This is a genomic window from Pseudomonas sp. D2002 (genome assembly GCF_013385735.1).
In the GTDB taxonomy this organism is placed as follows: Bacteria; Pseudomonadota; Gammaproteobacteria; order Pseudomonadales; family Pseudomonadaceae; genus Aquipseudomonas.
Genome location: NZ_JACAPL010000011.1, coordinates 23,909 through 46,107, shown reverse-complemented (window position 1 = coordinate 46,107; position 22,199 = coordinate 23,909). Strand labels below are relative to the sequence as shown.

The window sequence follows — 22,199 nt, the reverse complement described above, 5'->3', positions numbered from 1 at the left end:
AGGCCCTGCACCTTCAGTGGCGCAGTGCCGGACGAACGCAACGGGGCGAGGCCAGGGCGCGTAACGAAGATGCCTTTCTGGACTGCCCGCAGAATGGCTGCTGGGCTGTGGCGGACGGTATGGGCGGGCACCGTGACGGTGATGTCGCGAGCCAATGGGTGATCAGCAGCCTTGCATCGTTAGCGGTTGAGGGAAGCCTGGACCAACGTGTCAAGGCCGCCCAGCAACGCTTGCAAAGTGTGAACCAGCGGCTGGGGAGTGCGACCGCGCGATCCACCGCAGGCGCCGATGCCACGATGGGCAGTACCGTCGTGGCGTTACTGCTTGAAGAGGGCCGGGCGGCCTGCGTGTGGGCGGGAGACAGCCGTTGCTACCTATGGCGCCGACAGCGCCTGTACCAGTTGTCGAGGGATCACTCGCTGCTTCAACGCCTTATGGCTGAGCACCGATTGAGCCTGGCGCAAGCCCAGGCACACCCGGATGCAAGGGCATTGACCCGCGCGATTGGGGCGCGCACGTCATTGCGGCTTGAGAGGCTGGAACTCAACACCCAGCCGGGCGATGTGTTTCTGTTGTGCAGCGATGGTTTGTATCAGGCACTCAGCCATCAGCAACTGGGGCGAGCGTTGAGCGAGGGGACGCCGCAGCAAGTGGTGGAGCGGTTATTTGCGATGGTGTTACGCACACCCGCGCGGGATGACTTGACCGCAGTGGTGGTACAGCCATGAGTGAAGCCTGGGCCCCACCTGGTTTACTCGCCGGGCGCTATCACCTGGAGCGCGAGCTGGGCAGGGGCGGCATGGGCGTGGTTTATCGCGCCCGAGACCTGTTGCACGAGCAGTTTGGCGAGCCCAGTTCCAGCGTCGCCCTCAAACTGCTGGGCGAAGCCTTTGCTGCGTGCCCTGACGCCCATGTGCTGCTGTACAGCGAGTTCGCGACGACCCGCAGCCTGCGCCATGCATGCGTGGTCCGGGCATTTTCGTTCGAGGTCGACAGCGGCAGCCGTACGGCGTTCTTCACCATGGAGTTGCTGCACGGCGTCACCCTGGACCGACTGCTGCTGGAATGTCCGGGGGGCTTGTCGTGGCCAGAGCTGCAGCCGATGGTCTTGCAGTTGCTGGATGCGCTGGTTTATACCCACCAGCGAAATGTGCTGCATGGCGATGTGAAACCCGCCAACGTCATGCTGAGCGAGGAGGGCATTCGCCTGTTCGATTTTGGCCTGGGCCTTGCTCAGGCGCAGGTGGCGGCAGGTTTGCCGAGTTTGAGCCGCAACCGTTTTAACGCGTGGACCCGCGCTTACGCCGCCCCGGAACTGCTGGCAGGCGGTGTGTTGACCGCCGCCGCCGACCTGTATGGCGTGGCCTGCATTGTTTACGAATTGGCTCAAGGCAAGCGCCTTGGCGAACAGCAGCCCAGGCACACACTGGCGCGCCCTCGGCAACTGCCCAGGCAGTGCTGGCCGGCGTTACGCGCAGCCTTGGCGGTTGACCCTGAGCGCCGAACCCTCACCGTTGCCGAATTGCGCGAGGCGCTGGGATGTGCGCGACGTGCCTGGTACCTGTAGCAAAAACCTTACCCCGCCAAACCATGCAACTGACAGTATTCAGCCCAGTTCAACCCCGCCATCTGCGCGACTTCCCTGTGCACCTCAAGGCGCTGGGCTTCGAAGGCTTCGGCGGAGTCGGCGGTCAACTTGAGGGTCAGTTCCCAGGCGAACAGGTTCTGGCGTTCCGCTTCGGCTTCAAAGGCTTCGTGCAGGCGTTCGGCGCGGTACTGCGCCAGGGTTTCGCCCTTGGCCTGCGCGGCCAGGGGGTTGAGGGTGTCCAGCTGCGTGACCACGTCCGGATGTTCGCTCAAGAATCGGTCCAGCGCGCGCTGGTGGTTATCACCGGGTTCTGACAAGGGCTTGCTCCCGTTTGGGTGAGTTAATTAAAGGGGGCCATGCCCCGAACGAGCCACAGGTTAGCGGAATAATTACCCGCAGGTGCGGCAAAAGCCTTTCGCGCAGGCTATCAGGGCGTGTAGCGTTAACGCGGGTTTTCGGGCTTGCCCATCGAGGGCGCAGAGGGATTGGTCATGGCGCAAACGCTGTTCAAACTGTTCCTGACGCAGCGTCTGGCGGCCTTGGCCAGCACCGAATCGTTGCGTGCGATCCGTGAAGGCTTGTTGTGGATTTTGCCGTGCCTGCTGGTGTCTGCCGGCTTCCTGATCTTGTCTGAATGCGCCAAGGTGCTGGGGTTCGATCCGCAGGTGGTGGCCTTTCTGTCCGGGTTGCACAACCAGATCAGCTCGGTGATCCCGCTGCTGGTGGCGGCCTCGATTGGTTACATGCTGGCGATCCAGCACCGCCTGCCCCAATTGCCGGTGGCCTTCCTGTGCCTGGCCCATGTGATGGTCGCCACGTTTGTCTTGCGTGAGTACCCACGGGCGTCGGCCACGTTCATGTTGTTTATCGCGATTGCCTCGCCGCTGCTTAATGTGCCGGCGATGGCCTGGCTGCACCGCTTTCGCTGGACCCGGCTGGTCAACGCAGACCTGGTGGGCCATAACCTGCGTGGCACCATCAATATGGTGGTGCCGGGCGCCATCACGGCGCTGTGCCTGGTGGTGCTGTTGTCGTTGCTGTTGCAGATTCCCTACGTGGCGCAACTGCAGGGGCCGCAGGTGCTCGACGCGCTGCAATCGCCGTATGGCAGCGGTTTGTTTGTGACCTTGATGAATTCGCTGCTGTGGTTTTTCGGTATTCATGGTGTGTATGCCATGCAGCCGTTGTTCGATGTGCTGGACCAGGCCGTGGTGCTGAACGCCAGCGCATCCGCTGCGGGTGAGCCGGTCAAGTACTTGCTCAACAGCGGTTTGCTCGGCAGTTTCGCGTTTATCGGTGGCTCGGGCGGTGCGTTGTGCCTGTTGTTGGCGATCCTGCTGTTTTCCAGGAGCCAGCCCATGCGTTTGCTGGCGATGGCCAGTTTGCCGCTGTCGCTGTTCAACGTCAGTGAGGTGCTGTTGTTCGGCTTGCCGATTATTCTCAACCCGCGCTTGTTCATCCCGTTTCTACTGGTGCCGGCCGTCAACACGCTGCTGGCGCTGACCGTGGTGCAGATGGGCTGGGTGTCACCGGCGGTGGCCAGTGTGCCGTTTACCGCGCCGGTGCTGCTCAACGCCTACCTCAGCACCCACGGCGATGCGGCGGCGGTGGTGCTGCAACTGGCGTTGCTGGGCCTCGGCACGTTGGTGTATGCGCCCTATGTGCGCGCGATTCATCGGCAGGCCAGCGAAGGCGGCACGGTGTATCTCAAATCCTTGGACATGACCTTTCGCGGCCTCGAAGAGAAAGGCCGCCTGCTGGAACTGGACCCGGTGCTGGCCTCGCACAAGCGCATGGCCCGCCAGGCCGTGGAGTTAAGCCGTATCCAGCAGATCAGCGATTACGAGTTCTACCTCGAATTCCAGCCACAAATCTCCACGCGCACCGGCCTGTGCACTGGTTGCGAAGCGCTGATGCGTGCACGGGACAACCAGGGCACGGTGCATTCGCCCTGGGAGTTTCTGCAATGGCTGGCCCAGGCGCGGTTGATGCCGGACGTGGATGTGTGGGTGGCGTCCCAGGCGGTGCGCCAGTACCAGATGTGGCGCAAGAGCGGCTTTGCCTTGCCGATGACCATCAATATTTCCAGCGCCACCCTGACCGATGCGGCCTACGGTGATCGGCTGGTGGAGATCCTCGCCCAGGCCCACGGCCAGGTCTCGGTGGAGATCACCGAGGATGCCTTGGTCAGTGATATCCAGGCCACGCGCCAGACCATCCACAAACTGCAGGCCATCGGCGCCAAAGTGTATATCGATGACTTCGGCACCGGTTTTTCCGCCTTGAGTTACCTGCACCAGTTTCCGGTGGACTTCATCAAGATCGACCGCAGCTTTGTGGTGGCCCAGCGCGACCCCAAGGGCGCGCAAGTACTGACCGGCATGCTGCGCTTTTGTGAGGCGCTGAACCTGGGCGTGGTGGTCGAGGGCGTCGAGACCGCCGAGCAGTTGGCGTTCTTGAATACCGGCACCGAGCTGTTCGTTCAGGGCTGGTATTTCAGTAAGGCGCTGCCCGCCGACCAGTTGCAACGCTTTGTGCGCGAACGCGCGGCGGCCCAGGTTTAAACCGGCTGCGCGGCGTATTCGCGCTGGGTCTGCTCGATTTCCTCCACCAGCGTTTCGATCCGCGCCAGGCGCGCGCGGTTGTCGTGGTCCCAGGGGTGAAAGCTCGGTTTGAAGTAGTGCAGCCACGGCCGCACCATGCGTGGGAACACGCCCTTGGGCCCATACAGAAACTTGAGCATGCGCCAGAAGCCCTTCAGGTGCCTGCCGGCCTTGCGGTCGGCGATCAGCAGGCGCACGTGAAAATCAAACACCACCAGCCAGAAGAACAGGGTGGTGGTCAGCATGGTGCCGGTGCGCAGCAGATAGCGCCCAGGCCCGGGCTTGATCACGCGGTTCCACACATCGTAGGCCACGGCTTTGTGCTCGGTTTCTTCGAGGGCGTGCCAATACCACATTTGCTGGTAGCCCTTGAGTGAATCGCCAAAGCGCGTGGGGTCGCTGAGCAGGATTTCCGCGAGCATCGCCGTGTAGTGTTCAAGGGCGATGGTCACCGCCAGGTTGAACGACGGCGGCAGGTGTTTTTTCTGCAGGTCGAGGATGAATTTGAGGCGCCGGTCCAGGGTGTGCGCCGGCAGGCCGGCCGCTTGCAAGTGGTCGTTGTAGGCCACGTGTTCGCGGCTGTGCATGGCTTCCTGACCGATAAAACCCTGGATCTCTTTTTTCAGTTCGGGATCGTCGATGCGCTGGCGGTAGTGGCGCACGCTGTCCATGAAAAACAGCTCGCCTTGAGGAAACAGCAGTGACAATGCATTGAAGAAATGCGTGATGAACGGGCCTTGTTCATGCCAGTCCTTGATGCGCTCGGCAGGCAAGGCAAAGCGGATGTCGCGACGGATGGGCAGCATTTCAGGTGCTCCTGTTCAGAGACGAGGTTCGTCGTTGGTTTCAAACACCGGCGCGCGGGGTTTGGGCGCCATGCGCTTGCTGGCGAACACCACCAGGGCTTGATACGCGGCGGGCAGACAGCGGGCGAGCAGGTCGAGAAAGTACGCGTCGCGGCCAATCAGCACGCGGCGTTTGTTCTTGCGCACACCGTGCAGGATGACCTTGGCGGCCTGGTCGGCATCGGTGATAAACAGCTTTTCGAAGTCGGCGCGGGCCTGTTGCTCGCTGTGGATCAAAAAACCGGTCATGTTCGCGTCGATGCGGCTGCTGCGGCAGATATCGGTGCGAATACCGCCAGGGTGTACGCAGGTGGCCGACACGCCGCAGCGTTGCAGGTCGAGTTCCTGGCGCAGGGCTTCGGTAAAGCCGCGCACGGCAAACTTGGTTGCGTTGTAGCCGCTCATGCCGGGCTGGGCGAACAGGCCGAACACGCTGGAGGTGTTGATCACATGGCCATCGCCGGAGGCTTTCAGATACGGCAAAAATGCCTTGGTGCCATGCACCACGCCCCAGAAGTTGATGCCGACGATCCACTCAAGGTCGGCATAGTCCACGCCTTCAACGGTACTCGACAACGCCACGCCGGCATTGTTGAAGATCAGGTTGACCTGGCCGTGGTCAGCCATGCAGCGCGCCGCCCAGTCCTGCATGGCCTGGCGGTCGGACACATCGAGCGCCTGGGTGGTGATCGTCACCGGGGCCAGCGTCGAGGCCTTGACCAGCGCCACGGTCTGTTCCAGCCCTTGGCTGTTCTTGTCTGCCAGTGCCAGGTGGCAACCTTCGCGCGCCAGGGCCAGGGCCAGGGCGCGCCCCATGCCGGACGCCGCGCCAGTGATTGCCGCCACGCGGCCGTTGAATGACTTCATGACAGGCTGCCTTCTACGCTGGAGTGGGGCGCCGCAACCGGGCGCGGGGTGGGCGTGGGCAACGGCTCGGTGAGGTAGTCCTTGAGCGCGAAATGCCGCGTGACCTGCTTGAAGCGCCAGGTCGAGCCGGGCCACAACGTGGTGTTCTTGCCGGTGCGCGGGTCCAGATACCAGCTCTGGCAACCGCCGGTGTTCCAGATGGTGCGCTTGAGCTGGTCCTGCAGTCGGCTGTTGTAGGCCAGCTCGACCGCCGGTTTGATGTCGACCGTGGCGAGGCGCTGGCGCTGCATTTGCTTCAGCGCATCGAGGATGTAGGTGACTTGGGCCTCGATCATCAGAATCATCGAGTTGTGCCCTAGGCCGGTGTTTGGCCCGACGATCAAAAACAGGTTCGGATAGCCCGGCACGGTGGTGCCTTTGTAGGCGTGGGCACCGTCGCGCCAGGCGTCCATCAGGTCGATGCCGTCGCGACCGATGATGCAATCGCGCGGCAGCGGGTCGGTGGCCTGGAAGCCGGTGCCGAAGATCAGGCAGTCGGCCGGGTGCTTGATGCCGTCGGCGGTGATCACGCCATCGGCTTCGATGCGCAGCACGCTGTCGGTGACCACCTCGACATTGCTGCGCGACAGCGCCGGGTAATAGTCGTTGGAGATCAGCACGCGCTTGCAGCCGATGGTGTAGTCCGGCGTCAGGGTTTTGCGCAGGGAAGGGCGCGCCACTTGTTTGCGCAGGTGGCGCAGGGCGATTTTCTGCACCATCTTCATCAGCCGAGGATGCAGGGCAAAGCCCACCACACGGCCTTCCAGCGCCCAATAAAACGCCCCGCGCACCAGGCGCTGGGTGAAGGGCAGGTGCTTGAAGGCCCAACGTTCGAGGCGGGAAATTTCGCGGTCGGGCTTGGGCATGATCCACGGCGGCGTGCGTTGGAACAGGTCCAGGTGCGCCACCTGCGGGGCGATCTGCGGCACGAACTGGATGGCGCTGGCGCCGGTGCCGATCACCGCCACGCGTTTGCCTTTCAATGAATAGTCGTGGTCCCAGTGCTGGGAGTGAAAGCGCTTGCCCTTGAAACTGTCCAGCCCTGGAATATCCGGCAGCGCCGGGCGCGACAAGCCGCCCATGCCCGACACCAGCACCCGCGCGCTGACCTGGCGGCCATCGCTGAAGCGCAGTTGCCAGCGCTGCTGCTGTTCATCGAACACCGCACGTTCAAGGCCCATGCCGAAGCGCAAGTAGGGCGCCAGCCCGAAACGTTGCGCGCACTGTTCAAGGTAGGCGCGGATCTCCGCCTGCGGTGCGAACTGCCGCGTCCAGTCCGGATTGGGTGCAAACGAAAACGAGTACACATGCGACTGCACATCGCAGGCGCAGCCTGGGTAGTGGTTGTCACGCCAGGTGCCGCCGAGGGTGTCGGCCTGCTCGGCGATAAAGAAGTCGGTGAACCCGGCTTCCTTGAGTTTGATCGCCATGCACAGGCCGGCAAAACCTGAGCCGATGATGGCGATGTCGATGGAATCGCTGTGGGCATTCATGGGTTGTCCCTCGTGGGCATCGATGTGCTCCTGTTTTTGTTTTGTCTTTTAGATAGAACACCATTGCAAAGGAAAAATGAATTAATTATTTTAAAAAAGATTTTAAATAATCTACCTGAAAATTTCGCCTACGCTAGGACCTTGTTCCGCATGTGCGACTTGTCCGACGGACGCGCACGGTATGCAGGCAGTTTAGGTCCAGGGTGTGGACGATGGCTGAGGCCTTGATCAATACCGGTCAGGTCGCCAGCGGCAGGGAAGCAGAGGACCGAGCTATGGCTGTTGAATGGGTTGTCGCTGCGGGAGTACTGGTCGGCGCGAGTGCCGTGTTATGGGGCTTCAGTGCCTGGATGACACGGCGCATAGAAGCCCGCGTGCCGATCGACGGGCGTTTCGTCGAGGTTGATGGCGAGCGCTTTCATTATGTCGAGGAAGGTAAAGGCCCACCGCTGGTCATGATTCACGGGCTGATGGGCAGCAGTCGTAACCTGACGTATGCCTTGTCCGGCCAATTGCGTGAGCGCTTTCGCGTGATCACGCTGGACCGTCCGGGTTCCGGCTATTCCACCCGGCAGGCGGGCACGGCGGCAGACTTGCCCGCCCAGGCCCGCCAAATCGCGGCGTTTATCAAGACGCTGGACCTGGATAAACCCTTGGTGCTGGGCCATTCCCTCGGCGGCGCGATAGCGCTGGCCCTGGCGCTTGATCACCCGCAGGCGGTGTCCGGGTTGATCCTGGTGGCGCCGCTGACCCATCCGCAGCGCATGCTGCCGGCGGTGTTTCTGTCTTTGGCCGTGCGCCCGGCCCTGTTGCGACGCTGGATGTCACACACCCTGACCATGCCCGTGGGCCTGCTGACCCGCAGCGCGGTGGTGAAAGGCGTGTTCGCCCCGGATGCCGCGCCAGACGACTTCGCCACGCGCGGTGGCGGGCTGCTGGGTATGCGTCCGCACAACTTCTATGCCGCCTCCACCGAGATCAACACGGTCAACGATCACTTGCCGGACATGGTCAAGCGCTACCCGCAACTGACCCTGCCGATCGGGCTGATCTATGGCGCGCGCGACAAGGTGCTGGACTTCCAGAAGCACGGCCAGGCCCTGGCGAGCAAGGTGCCGGGGCTCAAGCTGCAGGTGGTGGAGGGCCGCGGGCATATGTTGCCGATCACCGCCACAGAGCGCGTGGTGGCGGTGGTGGAGCAGGTGGCCAAGCGCGTGCGCCCAGCCGAAAGCGCCACGCTGTTGCACCCGCCGTTTGCCCTGGCGAGTAAATAATTGTGCTATCCGATTCGCGGTTCAACGGCGTCGATGCCTGCTCTAGACACCTGACCAAACGGCTGAAAAAGAGACTGCCCGGTCACGTCAAAAAGCCTTCGAGAAACTAGTTGACGACCTAACGATTCCGCGCTATTTATTTAAAAAAATTATTTCAATGTCTAATTTGAAACAATTTTTGAAGAGCTTAAGAGCGAATAAAATAATGAAAAAAACGCCTTTTATCGCCTCTCTAATCTGTCTCGTTCGGAGGCTGCCATGAATCAGACATTGGCAACCCCGACCGTCTGGACCGACGGCAAACGTCACCTGTGGTGGCTGGGCATCATGCCTTTGGCTACCCCGTTGCTTTCCGGCGCCCTGGCCATCACCACCGGCGTGCAGCAACTGTGGTGGGTCGGCGTATTGATCATCTTCGGCTTTATCCCGTTGATCGACGGCCTGCTCGGTGAAGACGTCAGCAACCCGCCCGAATCCGCCGTCAGCAACCTCGAATCGCAGCGCTACTATCGTTGGATCGTCTACACCGGCGTGGTGTTTGTGATCGCCTCGGTGGTGATTACCGGCTGGCTGGCCGCTGGCGGTATCGACTGGATCATCAACGGCGGCCTGCTCAACGCCACCGCAAGCCTCGACCCGTCGAGCTGGCTGGCCAAGACCGCTGCGTTTATTACCGCACGCACCGAGTTGCACGGCGAGGTCAGCTGGTTTACTTACCTGGGCATGGCGATGTCCACCGGCGCCGCCACCGGGATCGCCATCAACACGGCTCATGAGCTGGGGCACAAGCCCAAGCCGCTGGAAGTGTTCCTGGCCAAAGTCACCCTGGCGCCGACCTTCTACGGGCACTTCTACACCGAACACAACCGTGGCCATCACGTACGCGTGGCAACCCCGGAAGATCCGGCCAGCTCGCGTCTGGGTGAAAGTTTCTGGGCGTTCCTGCCGCGCTCGGTGTGGTTCAGCGCCACGTCGGCCTGGAACCTGGAGCGTGAACGCCTGCGCAAACTCGGCCTGCCGGCGTTGCACTGGAAGAACGCCGTGCTCAGCGCCTGGATGTACAGCGTGGTGTTGTGGGGCGCGATGATTGCCTGGCTGGGCGCGGCGGTGATTCCGTTCCTGATCATCCAGGGCATCTACGGGTTCTCGTTGCTGGAAGTGGTGAACTATGTCGAGCACTACGGCCTGAAACGCCAGAAGTTGCCCAATGGCCGTTATGAGCGTTGTTCGCCGCGGCATTCATGGAACAGCAACCGTATTGTCACCAATATCTTTCTGTTCCAACTGCAACGGCATTCCGACCACCATGCCAACCCCACGCGCAGTTATCAGTCGTTGCGCCACTTTGATGAATCGCCGCAACTTCCTTACGGTTACGCGAGCATGATTGTCTGGGCCTATGTACCGTACTTGTGGCGCCGGCGCATGGACCACCGGGTACTTAATCATTACGCCGGGGATATCACCCTGACCAATCTTCAGCCGTCGCAACGCTTGAAGTACCTGGAGAAATACAGCAACAGTGCCAGGCCGTTTTAATCTGAATTAACAGCAGTGGGCGTACTCGCAATCTGAGTATTGCGCAGGGTTTTATCGCCCACGGTTTACCGAACTGAGTACCGCAAAGTTTGACCCTACAACAATAATTTCAAGGGAAGGACGTACATTATGCAAAGCCCTGCCTCGTTCACCGCTCACGTTATTTTGGCCGCCCTGGGCCTGATTATTTACCACCAGGCCCAGGCCGCCCGCATCGAACCTGCCGGCAGCGCCTTTACTGCCCAGGGGCCGATCAGCTTTTCCAAGGGCGCACTCATCAGCGCCGACTGCACCATCAAGGTTGCGGGTAAAGTCGCCGCCGATGGGGCGTCGGTGAATGTCGATAAAGTTGAATTTGACGGCGGCCTTAAATGCAGCCGCGTCGAAGCCATCAACTTGCCGTGGGTATTAGTTGCCAAAGATACCAAGAGCGGGTCCATGTCAAAGATCAGTGTGGACGTGCATGCGTTCGGTTTAGGCGGCAAGTGCGGCCCTTCAACTGCCGACGGCACCTGGGATAACGCCACCGGCAAGTTGGAAGCCGCGAATGTGCCGATTGGCGAGGACTGCAAGATTAAAGCGGTGTCGATCAAGATGCCGCCGAGCTTCAAAGTTGTGGAATAAAAAGCTGTCGAATAAAGCGTGCGGTAATTGAATTGAGATTTGGCTGGAAAGGGAAGTTCTGCAGTTTCACCGTGACCTCTCGATCATGGCCATTACCCCTGGCGAAATGAATCGCCATAACATGTGAGGAAAAACAATGAAAAGCTTGAAAACTCTCGTGTCGTTGACTGCTCTGACTGTTTGCATGGGTGCTGCTTCGATGGCCACTGCGGCCACCATTTCTCCAGCGGGCACTGGCTTCACCACGCCAGGCGGCACGATTGCAGTGTCGTCACCGGCGTCGTTCGGTGCGGCGGTTTCTTGCAGCATCGTGTTTACCGGTAGCGTAGCGGGCGACGGTTCCTCCGCCTCCATCACTGGCGCGTCGGTCAGTGGTTCCAACCCACTGTGTGGTGTGCCGGTGCTGCTCGGTCTGCCTTGGACCTTGACCCCAACCTCTACCTCAACCGGGGCTGGCGTGTACGCAGGCACTGTGTCGGGCGTGAACTTCAAGATCGTCAGCAACTGCTCCAGCAGCCCGACCACCATCAACGTGCTCTACAACAACAACACCCACGCAATCACCGTGCCTTCGGCGCAAACCGTCGGCAGCTGCAAAATTACTGCTCTGAACGCCGCTCCATCCCCATCGCTGACTGTAAACCCTTGATAGCAATGCGCTTGACGTGATGATCACACGTTGAAATGCAGGTGCCCCGGTTGGGGCACCTGTTGAGGAAAGCCAGGGACGGTAGGTCCGGCCGTGGTGGATAAAAATAATAAGGAGTGGAGCATGAATAATAAGAAACAACCGGCCCAGGCATTACTCGGCCTGGCAATCTTGAGCGGGCTTATGATCGCAGCCGGGCCGGTGCACGCCGGCGGCTTCTCGACTCCTACGTTCGGCGCTCAAGGGTGGGGCCGTGCGTTCGGCGGTGGTTCGTTGTTCAAGAACGACCCGTCCTCCGCCTATAACAACCCCGCCGCCATGGCGTTTATCGATCAAACCATCGCGCAGCAGAACGTCATTTATGCGCGCGTCAATATCAAGTTCAAAGGCGACGCCTACGACTACAAAGGTGATCCTGCCTCTGTCGGCGTACTCGACGAATTTGGCGGCGTCACGTCCACACCGCGTACCGGTGACGGCGGTGAGGGCGGTTTCACCGCATGGCTGCCCACCGGGTTCCTGGTGATACCGATTAATGATCGCTTCAGTTTCGGCTTGAGCCAGGTCGTGCCCCAAGGCATGAAGTCGACGTGGGACCCTGACTGGAAAGGCCGTGACTTTGCCGTAGACACCAAAATCGAAACCGTGGGCCTGACCGGTTCGCTGTCGTTCAAGGTCAACGACCAGTTCTCCATCGGCGGCGGCGCGATCGTTCAACACACCAGCGGGTTTGTCAGCCAGAACGTCGACCTGTACGCGGCGGCGGCGGTTTCACCGGGGTTGGGCGGCTTTGGCATCCCATTCCCTTCCGGGGTCGGGCAATCGCTGATTCGGGTCAAGGTCGACAATACGTCCGTGGGCTGGTTCGCCGGCATGGCCTGGAAACCCACCGATCAAGACACCGTTGGCTTCAACTACCACGCCAAGATCAAGAACAAGCTGGAGGGCAAGTACAAGTTCAACGCGGACCCCGGCAGCCGGTTGTTGATGACCGACGTCGGCGGCGATGGCCTGACCCTGGTCGAACGTGCCTATCCGGGCCTGAAACTGTTCCCGGACGGCGCCAACGCCAGCACCCAGCTGGATATTCCGGCCACGGCGGCCATCGACTGGGTGCACGTGTTCAATGATCGCTTCAGCCTCGGCGCCAGTGCGTTGTGGACCCAGTGGTCGTCGTTCAAGGCGCTGACGTTGAAGTCTGACGGCAACACCATTGTGTCGATCCCCTACAAGTACAAAGACGTGATGATGTACTCGCTGGGCGGTGACTATAAGCTCACCGACGACTTCACCCTGCGTGCCGGTGTGGCGTACGACCAGACCCCAACCCGCAACTCCACACGTGACCCGCGGATCCCCGACGGCGACCGTTACTTCGCGTCCCTGGGCTTTGGCTACAACATCAAGGCCGTGCCGGGCTTGAGCATCGATGGCGCGTATTCGCGGCAATTCGTCGAAGAGGTCAAGCTCAAGACTGTCAACGAAGACCGCCTGGGCGCCGCGCGCCTGAATGGCAAGGTCGACAGCAAAGGCGAGGTGGTCAGCCTGTCGGCAACTTACATGTTCTAACCGGTAAACGTGTGCGTGCAGGTGTGAAGCAGTCAGTCAGCGCATCTTTCTGCTGCTTCACACCCGCGTCCGTCGTGCTTGCTGCTTCAAGGCTGAAACCGGCTGACCTGTTCAGCCTGTTTTTTTGCCTACGGATTAAATAATAATTTCAAAACAAAATTTGAATTTGTTCATTCAAGTTTGTAGTGTGGCTTTACAGCGCAACGCATTCCGTGTGGCCTGCGCATCGGCCATGCCCTGATCAAGTAGAGGTATCCCCATGGTTATCTGGTTATTGGCGGGTTTCGCAGCAGCGATTGCCCTGGCGTACCGACAAGCCACCGCCGCCCTGTGGCTCGGCGCTGGTGTGATCTGGCTGGCGGTTGGTTATCTGTTCAATGTGGTCGCAGGGTTGGGCGCCACCGTCGCGGCGCTGTTGGTGGTGGCCCCCGCGCTGCTGCTGGCGATCAAACCGCTGCGCCGCGCGTTGTTGACCAGCAAGGCCTTGGGCCTGTTTCGTACGATCATGCCGGCGATGTCTGACACCGAACGCGCGGCTATCGAGTCCGGCACCGTGTGGTGGGACGCCGAGCTGTTCAGCGGCCGACCCAACTGGGACCGTCTGCTCAAGGCCGCACCGGCCAGCCTCAGCGCCGAGGAACAAGCCTTCCTCGACAACGAAGTCGAGACGCTGTGCGACATCGCCAACGACTGGGAAACCACCCAGGTCTGGCAGGACATGTCCCCCGAAGGCTGGCAATACACCAAGGACGCCGGGTTCCTCGGCATGATCATTCCCAAGCAGTACGGCGGCAAAGGCTTCTCCCACTATGCGCATTCGCAGGTGGTGATGAAGCTGTCGACGCGCTGCTCGGCGGCGGCGATTTCGGTGATGGTGCCCAATTCCCTGGGCCCGGCCGAACTGCTGCTGCATTACGGCACTGATGCCCAACGCAATTACTACCTGCCACGCCTGGCGCGCGGTGAAGACATCCCGTGCTTTGCGCTGACCAGCCCGTACGCGGGTTCCGATGCCGGGGCGATTCCGGACCTGGGCATTGTCTGCAAAGGCCTGCACGAAGGCGAGGAAGTGCTGGGTTTCAAAGTGACCTGGGACAAGCGCTACATCACCCTTGGCCCGATCGCCACGGTGCTCGGCCTGGCGTTTCGCGCTGAAGACCCGGACGGTCTGCTGGGCACGCCCGGTTCGCTGGGGATTACTTGCGCGCTGATCCCGACGTCCCATCCCGGTGTGAACAGTGGCCGTCGTCACTGGCCGCTGAACGCCGTGTTCCAGAACGGGCCGACCACCGGCAAAGATGTGTTTATTCCGCTGGAATGGGTGATCGGTGGCCGCGAACAAGTCGGCAACGGCTGGCGCATGTTGATGGAATGCCTGGCCGCCGGGCGCGCGATTTCCTTGCCATCGGCCAACGTCGGCTTGGGCAAGGTTGCGGTACGCGGCACCACGGCCTACGCGGCGATGCGCAAACAGTTCGGCCTGCCTATCGGCAAGTTCGAAGGCGTGCAGGCGCCGCTGGCGCGCATGGCCGGGCATTTGTATGCCTGCGATGCGGTTCGCAGGGTGTCGGTGGCGTCGTTGGATGCGGGGGAGAAACCCTCGGTGATCTCGGCCATCGCCAAATACCACGTCACCGAGCGTGCGCGGATCATCGTCAACGACGGCATGGACATTGTTGCCGGCAAAGGCATCTGCATGGGGCCGAACAACTTCCTCGCCCGTGCCTACCAGCAAAGCCCGATTGCGATCACGGTGGAAGGCGCGAACATCATGACCCGCTGCCTGATCATCTTTGGCCAGGGCCTGATTCGCTGCCATCCTTATGTGTTCCGTGAAATGGAAGCCGCGCGCAACCCGGACCGGCGCCAGGCGCTGGAAGCCTTCGACAGCGCGATGTTCGGCCATGTGAGCTTTGTGCTGGCCAATACCGTACGTGCGGCGGTGCACTCGCTGACCGGCGGGCGGCTGCTTTCCGCCCCGGCCAAGACCGACCCGGCGCTGGCGCCTTACTACCGCCAGGCCAATCGGCTGTCGGTGGTGCTGGCGTTGATTTCGGACGTGTCCATGGGCGTGCTCGGCGGCGCGCTCAAGCGCAAGGAAAGTATCACCGGGCGCCTGGGCGATATTCTGTCGCAGCTGTACATCCTGTCCTGCGTGCTCAAGCGCTTTGAGGATGACGGGCGGCCCCAGGCCGACCTGCCATTGGTGCACTGGTCGGCCCAGGATGCGTTGCTGCGGGCCCACGAAGCCCTGGCCGAAGTGCTGGATAATTACCCGTCGAAAGCCGCTGCAGCCGTGGTGCGCGGCTTGAGTTTCCCGTGGGGTATCCCACTGCGCAAACCGTCGGATCGTTTGCTCGCCCAAGTGGCTGACGTGGTGCAAACCCCCGGTGAAACCCGCGACCGCCTGCTGGCCAATTCCTACATCCCACGGCCGGAAATCGACAAGTTGGCCTACGGCGAATTGGGTTTCCGCCTGTTACCGCAAGTCGAGCTGATCGACGCCCGGCTCAAGTCCGCCGTCAAGCAAGGCCTGATCGAGCCGATGCCGATTTCCGCCACGGCCTTCACCGGCTGGCGCGTCAAGGCGCGGGCATTGGACCTGATCAGCGACGACGAAGACAGCCTGCTCGGCCGTTACGTGGAATACGCCGACCACGGTATCCAGGTCGACGACTTCCCGCAGGACTTTGGTTTGCTGGAAGCGTTGCAGCAGCGTCAACAGGCTCTTGAGCCCAAGGCCAAACGCCGCACCCCGCAAAGCGAAAACGCCTCGGTCAACTAGGAGAAACCCGACTCAAATGTGGGAGCTGGCTTGCCTGCGATAGCGGTTTACCTGACACACCGCCATCGCAGGCAAGCCAGCTCCCACAGAGGTGCGGGTTTACAAGGCATGGCCGGTGGTGCAGGTGAATACGTTCAATGAATGAACACGGTCAATGTGGGAGGGGGCTTGCTCCCGAAAGCGGTGGGTCAGCTGACACCTATGTATCGGGTAGACCGCATTCGCGAGCAAGTCGAAGCGTCGAACCGCCGCTCCCACATTTAATCGGGTTTACAAGGCAGGATTGTTTTGTGAGTGGGACCTTTTATGAGTGACAGCTACCTATCTTTCGTCAATTCCCCCTGGGGCCGGCGCCTGGCTCAGGCCATCGGCCTGCCGCAACCCTTGCCGCTGCAACGTTATCGCAGCGGCCAGCAAGGCCTCGCCAACCCGGTGATTGTCGCCGGGGCAGGGCGGCTGACCGCGCAGGTGCAGCAGATTTTCGCCGCCACCGACACCGTCGCCGCCATCCCGGCCACCCTCAAGGCGCCGTCCACGGTCAAGGTGCAAGGCGCGGTGTTTGACGCCAGCGCGGTGCTCGACCTGCAGCAGCTCGATGAGCTTTACGTGTTCTTCCACGCCAACGCCAAACGCCTCGGCCAGCATGGCCGCGTGGTGGTGCTCGGCACGGCGCCGGAACATTGCCAGGACTTGCCCCAAGCCATCGCCCAACGCGCCCTTGAAGGCCTGGTGCGGTCGCTGGCCAAGGAACTGCGCCGGGCGATCACCGTGCAATTGCTCTACGTCGCGCCGGGCGCCGAAGACGCGCTGGACAGCAGCCTGCGCTTCTTTCTGTCGCGCCGTTCGGCCTATGTGTCCGGGCAAGTGGTGCGGCTGGAGAAACCGGTGGACGGCCACCCAACCGTCAACTGGGACAAACCCTTCGCCGGCCGCCGTGCCCTGGTCACCGGCGCGTCCCGTGGCATTGGTTTGGCCATCGCCCAGGTGCTGGCCCGCGATGGCGCCCACGTGGTGTGCGTCGACGTGCCCCAAGCCCAGGAAGCGTTGCAGCAAGCCGCCAGCAGCGTGAACGGCTCCGCCTTGCCGCTGGACATCACCGCCACGGATGCGGCCGCGCTGTTGCAGGCGCATGTCAGCCAGTACGGCGCGTTCGACGTGGTGGTGCACAACGCCGGCATTACCCGCGACAAAACCATCGCCAAGATGACCGAGGCCGCGTGGCGCAGTGTGCTGGCGGTGAATCTGGAAGCGCCGTTGCAACTGAGCAATGCGTTGCTGCATAGCCAAGGGCTCAATCCCGGTGGGCGCATCGTGTGCGTGTCGTCGATTTCGGGCATTGCCGGTAACCTCGGGCAAAGCAATTACGCCACTTCCAAGGCCGGCGTGATTGGCCTGGTGCAAGGCCTGGCGCCCTTGGCGGCGGCGCAGCAGGTGACGGTGAATGCCGTGGCGCCGGGGTTCATCGAGACGCAAATGACGGCCAAGATTCCGTTGATGATTCGCGAGGCCGGGCGGCGCATGAATTCGCTGTCCCAGGGCGGGCAGCCGATTGATGTGGCCGAGACGATTGCCTGGCTGGCGCACCCGGCGTCCGGCGCGGTCAATGGCCAAGTCGTACGCGTGTGCGGCCAAAGCCTGCTGGGAGCCTGAGCCATGGACTACGTGACGCAGATAATCGACCCGCCACCGTCGCGCACCCAGTTGCTGCTGGACGGCGTGCGCGCGCTGCGCAAGCCCAAGCTCGACGCGGCGCCGCAGCTGCCCAACGCACGACTGGTGCGCACGGCGGTGGATCTGTCGGCCAGCGGCATCGCGGCGTATGGGCGCGCCTGTGGTTTTCGCCGCGAGCAGGGCGTGCCGTTGTCCTACCCGCATGTGTTGGCGTTCCCGTTGCACCTGATGTTGCTGACGCGGCCGAGCTTCCCGTACCCGGCCAGCGGCATGGTGCACCTGGCCAATCGCATTCGTCAGCACCAGCGCCTGCACGAGGGTCAGGCCTTGCGCCTGGAGGTGTTTTGCGAGCGTTGGGTGGCGCATCCCAAGGGCCAGGCGCTGAGTATTGCCACGCGGGCCTACAGCGCCGACGCGCTGGTGTGGGAGAGCGACAGCCTGTACCTGCGCCGCGACGTGAAAGACCCAGTCGGTGAACCCTGGGAGGACGTACTGCCGTTGCACGAAGACGGCCTGTTGCGCACCCAGCGCTGGGTGTTGCCTGCCGACCTGGGCCGACGTTTTGCCAAGGTCTCGGGGGATTTCAACCCGATTCACACCTCGGTGATCGGCGCCAAAATCTTCGGCTTTCGCCGTGCCATCGCCCACGGCATGTGGACCCTCGGGCGCGCATTGGCCGCGCAGCAACCGCCCGGCGGGCTGGAGGCGGCTGAGGCCCATTGCGACTTCAAGCTGCCGATCTTCCTGCCCGGCCAGGTCGCCTTGTGGAACCGCCCGGCGAGCGGCCCGCGCCGTGAGTTCGAAGTGCGCAATGCGGCCGGTGATAAACCGCATATGCGTGGCTTATTTATTTGGAAAGAGAGCCGTTGATGAGTGACTACAGCTTCAACCCGGCCCCGGTTCGCCGCGTGGCGATTATCGGCGGCAACCGTATTCCGTTTGCGCGCTCCAACACCCTGTATGCCCACGACAGCAACCAGGATTTACTGGTCGCCGCGTTGCAAGGCCTGGTCGACCGCTACCATCTGCACGGCCAGCGCCTGGGCGAGTTCGCCGCCGGCGCGGTGATCAAGCATTCACGGGATTTCAACCTGGCGCGTGAGTCGCTGTTGTCCACCACGTTATCGCCGGACACGCCGGCCTACGATGTGCAGCAAGCCTGCGGCACCGGCCTGGAAGCGGCGTTGCTGGTGGCGAATAAAATCGCCCTGGGCCAGATCGAAGTCGGCATTGCCGGCGGTTCCGATACCACCTCCGACGCGCCCATCGGCATCAACGAATCCCTGCGCCATACCTTGCTCGCCGCCAATCGCGCCAAGGGCTTGGGCGACAAGCTCAAGGCGTTGCTCAAGGTGCGCCCGGCGATGTTTTTCAAGCCGTTGCTGCCGCGCAATGGCGAGCCGCGCACTGGCTTGTCCATGGGCGAACACTGTGAAGAAATGGCCAAGCGCTGGCAGATCAAGCGCCTGGCCCAGGATGAGCTGACCCTGACCAGTCACCAACGCCTGGATGCGGCCTATAAACGCGGCTTTTTCGACGACTTGATCAGCCCTTATCGAGGTCTGGCGCGCGACAATAACCTGCGCGCCGACGCCAGCCTGGAAAAACTCGCGGGCCTCTCGCCCGCCTACGACCGCCAGAACGGCACGCTCACGGCAGGCAACTCCACGCCGCTGACCGATGGCGCCTCGGTGGTGCTGCTGGCCAGCGAAGCCTGGGCCGCCGAACACGGCTTGCCGGTGCTGGCCTACTTGCGCACCGGCGAGACGGCGGCGGTGAATTTTGTCGACGGCACCGAAGGCCTGCTGATGGCCCCGGCCTATGCGGTACCGAGGATGCTCAAACGCGAAGGCTTGAGCTTTGCCGACTTCGATTTCTTTGAAATCCATGAAGCGTTTGCCGCCCAGGTGCTGTGCACACTCAAGGCCTGGGAAGACGCCGATTATTGCCGCGAGCGACTAGGCTTGGACGCACCGCTGGGCGCCATCGACCGCAGCAAGATGAACGTCAACGGCGGCTCGCTGGGTTGTGGTCACCCGTTTGCGGCGACCGGCGGCCGGCAATTGGCCGCGCTGGCCAAAACCATTCATGAAAATGGCGGCGGGCGTGGCCTGATTTCGATCTGCGCGGCGGGCGGGCTGGGCATTACCGCCATCGTCGAAAAGTAGCGTTAAAACAATAACAACAAGGAGACTGCCATGAACGCTGTAAGCCTGGAACACGCAGAACGGATCTGGTTGAACGCTTACTTGCCCGGCGTGCCGGCAGACATTGAGGCCGCCATCGAGGCCTATCCGTCGTTGCGCGAGGTGTTCCTGGAGCACCTGGACACGTTCCGCGAGCGTGTTGCCTACGTCAGCATCGGCACCGAAATGACCTATGCCGACTGGAAAGTGCAAGGCCTGGCCTTTGCCGCGTGGCTGCAGGGCCAGGGCGTGAAGAAGGGCGACCGCGTGGCGTTGATGATGCCCAACTGCTTGCAGTACCCGATCTGCCTGTTGGGCACGATCCTGGCCGGTGCGGTGGTGGTTAACGTCAACCCGCTGTACACCGCCCATGAGCTCAAGCATTTGCTCAAGGACAGCGAAGCCCAAACCGTGGTGATCTTCGAAAACTTCGCCCACACCCTGGAAAAGGTCATTGCCGGCAGCAGTGTCAAACGCGTGGTGGTGGCGGCCATCGGCGACTTGCTGGGCACCTTCAAGGGCGCGGCGATGAACTTCATCCTGCGCAGCGTGCAAAAGCAGGTGCCCAAATTCGATCTGCCAGGCGCTTTGCGCTTTAACCAGGTGTTGAAACAGGGGCGGGTGCTGAACCACTTTCCGGTGGCGATGAACCTGGATGATTTGGCCTTTCTGCAATACACCGGCGGCACCACCGGCGACGCCAAGGGCGTGATGCTCAGCCACCGCAATATCATCGCCAACCTGCTGCAGGCCAAGGCCTGGGTTGGGGACCAGTTGGACCAGAACAAGCAGGAAACCAACGTCACCTTGCTGCCGCTGTACCACATCTTTTCGCTGACGGTGAACTGCCTGATGTTCATGTGCCTGGGCGGACGCAACATTCTGATCGCCAACCCGCGTGACGTGAAGCGCGTGCAGATGATCCTGCGCAAGGAGCGCTTCAACGGGATTGCCGGGGTCAACACCTTGTTCAATGGCTTGCTGGAAAACCAGGAATTCTGCGCGCGGGATTTCTCCGACCTGCGCATGGTCATCGCCGGCGGCATGGCCACGCACACGGCGGTGGCCAAGCGCTGGAAGGAAGTCACTGGGCTGCCGATCATCGAAGGCTACGGGCTGACCGAGTGCTCGCCGGTGGTGAGCATCAGCCCGATCAACATCGCCCGCATGCGCGAGATGGAATTCACCGGCAGCATTGGCGTGCCTTTGCCGTCGACCTGGGTGCGGTTTATGCGTGAGGACGGCGAACTGGCCGACGTCGGTGAGCAGGGCGAATTACAAGTGCGCGGCCCGCAGGTAATGCAGGGTTACTGGAAGCGCCCGAAGGAAACCGCCGAAGTGCTGGATGCGCAGGGGTGGCTGTCGACCGGTGATATTGGCGTGATGGACGAGCGCGGTTACATCCGCCTGGTGGACCGCAAGAAAGACATGATCCTGGTCTCGGGCTTCAACGTGTACCCGAATGAAATCGAAGACGTGGTGGCGCTGCACCCAGGCGTGGGTGAAGTCGCCGCGATCGGCGTGGAAGATGCGGTGACCGGCGAGAAGGTCAAGATCATCGTGGTGCGCAAAGACCCGAACCTGACCCAGGAACAGCTTCTGGCGCATTGCCGCGAATACCTCACGGGCTACAAAGTGCCGCGATATGTCGAGTTCCGCACCACCGAGTTGCCCAAGACCACCGTCGGCAAAGTACTGCGCCGCGCCTTGCGCTGATCGGCAGATGCAGGTGCTCCCAAAGAGATTGGATTTACACAGCAGGAAATGTGGGATGAACACGGTCAATGTGGGAGCTTGCCCGCGAAAGCGGTGTGTCAGTTTGCACATTGGGTCCTGACCCGGCGCCTTCGCGGGCAAGCCCGCTCCCACAGAGATTGGGTTTACACGGCAAGATATGTGGGATGAACACGATCAGTGTGGGAGCGGGCTTGCCCGCGAATGCAGAGTGTCAGCTTGCATATTGGGTACTGACCCGGCGCCATCGCGGGCAAGCCCGCTCCCACAGAGATTGGGTTGACACGGCAAGATATGTTGGATGAACACGGTCAGTGTGGGAGCGGGCTTGCTCGCGAATGCAGTGTGTCAGTTTGCATATTTGGTACTGACCCAGCGCCTTCGCGAGCAAGCCCTCTCCCACAGAGGTTGGGTTTACACGGCAGGAAATGTGGGATGAACACGGTCAGTGTGGGAGCGGGCTTGCCCGCCAATGCAGTGTGTCAGCTTGCATAATTGGTACTGACCCAGCGCCTTCGCGGGCAAGCCCGCTCCCACAGAGATTGGGTTTACACGGCAAGATATGCGGGATGAACACGTTCAGTGTGGGAGCGGGCTTGCTCGCGAATGCAGTGTGTCAGCTTGCATAATTGGTACTGACCCAGCGCCTTCGCGAGCAAGCCCGCTCCCACAGAGATTGGGTTTACACGGCAAGATATGCGGGATGAGCACGATCAGTGTGGGAGCGGGCTTG

At 61.7% G+C, this 22,199-nt stretch carries 17 protein-coding genes; 13 read left to right on the top strand and 4 right to left on the bottom strand.

The genetic code is table 11. The annotated features are described in order from the left end of the window. Positions 1–5: 5 nt before the first annotated feature. Both HX783_RS21445 and HX783_RS21440 read left to right on the top strand, forming a co-directional pair. Positions 6–728 carry a PP2C family serine/threonine-protein phosphatase gene (locus HX783_RS21445; RefSeq protein ID WP_256347245.1) on the top strand — a complete coding sequence of 241 codons (723 nt, stop codon included), beginning with the start codon at positions 6–8 and terminating at the stop codon, positions 726–728. Next, positions 725–1,567: a serine/threonine-protein kinase gene (locus HX783_RS21440; RefSeq protein ID WP_177018137.1), complete on the top strand. Its 843-nt coding sequence runs from the start codon at positions 725–727 to the stop codon at positions 1,565–1,567. The genes HX783_RS21445 and HX783_RS21440 overlap by 4 nt, the downstream gene beginning before the upstream one ends. A gap of 8 nt (positions 1,568–1,575) precedes the next feature. On the opposite strand, the gene HX783_RS21435 is transcribed toward HX783_RS21440, so the two are convergent. Next, positions 1,576–1,905, bottom strand: a complete 330-nt coding sequence (locus HX783_RS21435) for a DUF6388 family protein (RefSeq protein WP_177018136.1) — start codon at positions 1,903–1,905, stop codon at positions 1,576–1,578. A gap of 174 nt (positions 1,906–2,079) precedes the next feature. On the opposite strand from HX783_RS21435, the gene HX783_RS21430 reads away from it, so the two are divergent. Beyond that, positions 2,080–4,152, top strand: coding sequence for a PTS sugar transporter subunit IIC/EAL domain-containing protein (locus tag HX783_RS21430; protein WP_177018135.1), 2,073 nt, complete (start codon positions 2,080–2,082; stop codon positions 4,150–4,152). Here the strand turns inward: HX783_RS21430 and HX783_RS21425 are convergent. The 3 genes from HX783_RS21425 to HX783_RS21415 are packed head-to-tail and all read right to left on the bottom strand — an operon-like array spanning position 4,149 to position 7,435. Beyond that, positions 4,149–4,997 carry a metal-dependent hydrolase gene (locus HX783_RS21425; protein WP_177018134.1) on the bottom strand — a complete coding sequence of 283 codons (849 nt, stop codon included), beginning with the start codon at positions 4,995–4,997 and terminating at the stop codon, positions 4,149–4,151. The genes HX783_RS21430 and HX783_RS21425 overlap by 4 nt on opposite strands. A 15-nt stretch (positions 4,998–5,012) precedes the next feature. Beyond that, the gene (locus HX783_RS21420; RefSeq protein ID WP_177018133.1) at positions 5,013–5,903 is read right to left on the bottom strand and encodes an SDR family oxidoreductase; all 891 of its coding nucleotides are present in this window, start codon (positions 5,901–5,903) and stop codon (positions 5,013–5,015) included. After that, positions 5,900–7,435, bottom strand: a complete 1,536-nt coding sequence (locus tag HX783_RS21415) for an NAD(P)/FAD-dependent oxidoreductase (RefSeq protein ID WP_177018132.1) — start codon at positions 7,433–7,435, stop codon at positions 5,900–5,902. The genes HX783_RS21420 and HX783_RS21415 overlap by 4 nt, the downstream gene beginning before the upstream one ends. Before the next feature lie 275 nt (positions 7,436–7,710). Here HX783_RS21415 and HX783_RS21410 point away from each other — a divergent pair, with 275 nt between their 5' ends. The 10 genes from HX783_RS21410 (at position 7,711) to HX783_RS21365 (ending at position 21,448) form a co-directional block, all read left to right on the top strand. After that, the gene (locus tag HX783_RS21410) at positions 7,711–8,709 is read left to right on the top strand and encodes an alpha/beta fold hydrolase (protein ID WP_177018131.1); all 999 of its coding nucleotides are present in this window, start codon (positions 7,711–7,713) and stop codon (positions 8,707–8,709) included. Positions 8,710–8,967: 258 nt separating this feature from the next. Continuing rightward, a complete protein-coding gene (locus HX783_RS21405) occupies positions 8,968–10,248 on the top strand; it encodes an alkane 1-monooxygenase (RefSeq protein WP_159957145.1) in 1,281 nt (426 codons plus the stop codon). 129 nt (positions 10,249–10,377) lie between these two features. After that, positions 10,378–10,872, top strand: coding sequence for an alkane oxidation protein activator PraA (gene praA / locus HX783_RS21400; RefSeq protein WP_159957143.1), 495 nt, complete (start codon positions 10,378–10,380; stop codon positions 10,870–10,872). A gap of 136 nt (positions 10,873–11,008) precedes the next feature. Further along, the gene (praB, locus tag HX783_RS21395; protein ID WP_159957141.1) at positions 11,009–11,521 is read left to right on the top strand and encodes an alkane oxidation protein activator PraB; all 513 of its coding nucleotides are present in this window, start codon (positions 11,009–11,011) and stop codon (positions 11,519–11,521) included. A 123-nt stretch (positions 11,522–11,644) separates the two neighbouring features. Continuing rightward, positions 11,645–13,090 (top strand): outer membrane protein transport protein, encoded by a 1,446-nt coding sequence (locus HX783_RS21390; protein ID WP_177018130.1) that lies wholly within the window; start codon positions 11,645–11,647, stop codon positions 13,088–13,090. Between the two features lie 259 nt (positions 13,091–13,349). Beyond that, positions 13,350–15,875 carry an acyl-CoA dehydrogenase gene (locus HX783_RS21385; RefSeq protein ID WP_177018129.1) on the top strand — a complete coding sequence of 842 codons (2,526 nt, stop codon included), beginning with the start codon at positions 13,350–13,352 and terminating at the stop codon, positions 15,873–15,875. A 306-nt stretch (positions 15,876–16,181) separates the two neighbouring features. Then, complete coding sequence (locus HX783_RS21380) at positions 16,182–17,525, top strand: 3-oxoacyl-ACP reductase (protein ID WP_177018128.1); 1,344 nt, start codon at positions 16,182–16,184, stop codon at positions 17,523–17,525. A 3-nt stretch (positions 17,526–17,528) separates the two neighbouring features. Continuing rightward, the gene (locus HX783_RS21375; protein ID WP_177018127.1) at positions 17,529–18,416 is read left to right on the top strand and encodes a MaoC/PaaZ C-terminal domain-containing protein; all 888 of its coding nucleotides are present in this window, start codon (positions 17,529–17,531) and stop codon (positions 18,414–18,416) included. Next, a complete protein-coding gene (locus HX783_RS21370; RefSeq protein WP_177018126.1) occupies positions 18,416–19,714 on the top strand; it encodes an acetyl-CoA C-acetyltransferase in 1,299 nt (432 codons plus the stop codon). Before HX783_RS21375 ends, HX783_RS21370 begins: the two co-directional genes overlap by 1 nt. 30 nt (positions 19,715–19,744) lie before the next feature. Beyond that, positions 19,745–21,448 (top strand): AMP-binding protein, encoded by a 1,704-nt coding sequence (locus HX783_RS21365; RefSeq protein ID WP_177018125.1) that lies wholly within the window; start codon positions 19,745–19,747, stop codon positions 21,446–21,448. Positions 21,449–22,199 lie beyond the last annotated feature (751 nt).

Excerpts from the sequence above, each read along its gene's own strand:
- HX783_RS21375 (WP_177018127.1), top strand. The coding sequence starts at position 17,529 with ATGGACTACGTGACGCAGATAATCGACCCGCCACCGTCGCGCACCCAG.
- HX783_RS21420 (WP_177018133.1), bottom strand. The coding sequence starts at position 5,903 with ATGAAGTCATTCAACGGCCGCGTGGCGGCAATCACTGGCGCGGCGTCC.
- HX783_RS21370 (WP_177018126.1), top strand. The coding sequence starts at position 18,416 with ATGAGTGACTACAGCTTCAACCCGGCCCCGGTTCGCCGCGTGGCGATT.
- HX783_RS21415 (WP_177018132.1), bottom strand. The coding sequence starts at position 7,435 with ATGAATGCCCACAGCGATTCCATCGACATCGCCATCATCGGCTCAGGT.
- HX783_RS21365 (WP_177018125.1), top strand. The coding sequence starts at position 19,745 with ATGAACGCTGTAAGCCTGGAACACGCAGAACGGATCTGGTTGAACGCT.
- HX783_RS21380 (WP_177018128.1), top strand. The coding sequence starts at position 16,182 with ATGAGTGACAGCTACCTATCTTTCGTCAATTCCCCCTGGGGCCGGCGC.
- praA (WP_159957143.1), top strand. The coding sequence starts at position 10,378 with ATGCAAAGCCCTGCCTCGTTCACCGCTCACGTTATTTTGGCCGCCCTG.
- HX783_RS21440 (WP_177018137.1), top strand. The coding sequence starts at position 725 with ATGAGTGAAGCCTGGGCCCCACCTGGTTTACTCGCCGGGCGCTATCAC.
- HX783_RS21390 (WP_177018130.1), top strand. The coding sequence starts at position 11,645 with ATGAATAATAAGAAACAACCGGCCCAGGCATTACTCGGCCTGGCAATC.
- praB (WP_159957141.1), top strand. The coding sequence starts at position 11,009 with ATGAAAAGCTTGAAAACTCTCGTGTCGTTGACTGCTCTGACTGTTTGC.
- HX783_RS21385 (WP_177018129.1), top strand. The coding sequence starts at position 13,350 with ATGGTTATCTGGTTATTGGCGGGTTTCGCAGCAGCGATTGCCCTGGCG.
- HX783_RS21425 (WP_177018134.1), bottom strand. The coding sequence starts at position 4,997 with ATGCTGCCCATCCGTCGCGACATCCGCTTTGCCTTGCCTGCCGAGCGC.
- HX783_RS21410 (WP_177018131.1), top strand. The coding sequence starts at position 7,711 with ATGGCTGTTGAATGGGTTGTCGCTGCGGGAGTACTGGTCGGCGCGAGT.
- HX783_RS21405 (WP_159957145.1), top strand. The coding sequence starts at position 8,968 with ATGAATCAGACATTGGCAACCCCGACCGTCTGGACCGACGGCAAACGT.
- HX783_RS21430 (WP_177018135.1), top strand. The coding sequence starts at position 2,080 with ATGGCGCAAACGCTGTTCAAACTGTTCCTGACGCAGCGTCTGGCGGCC.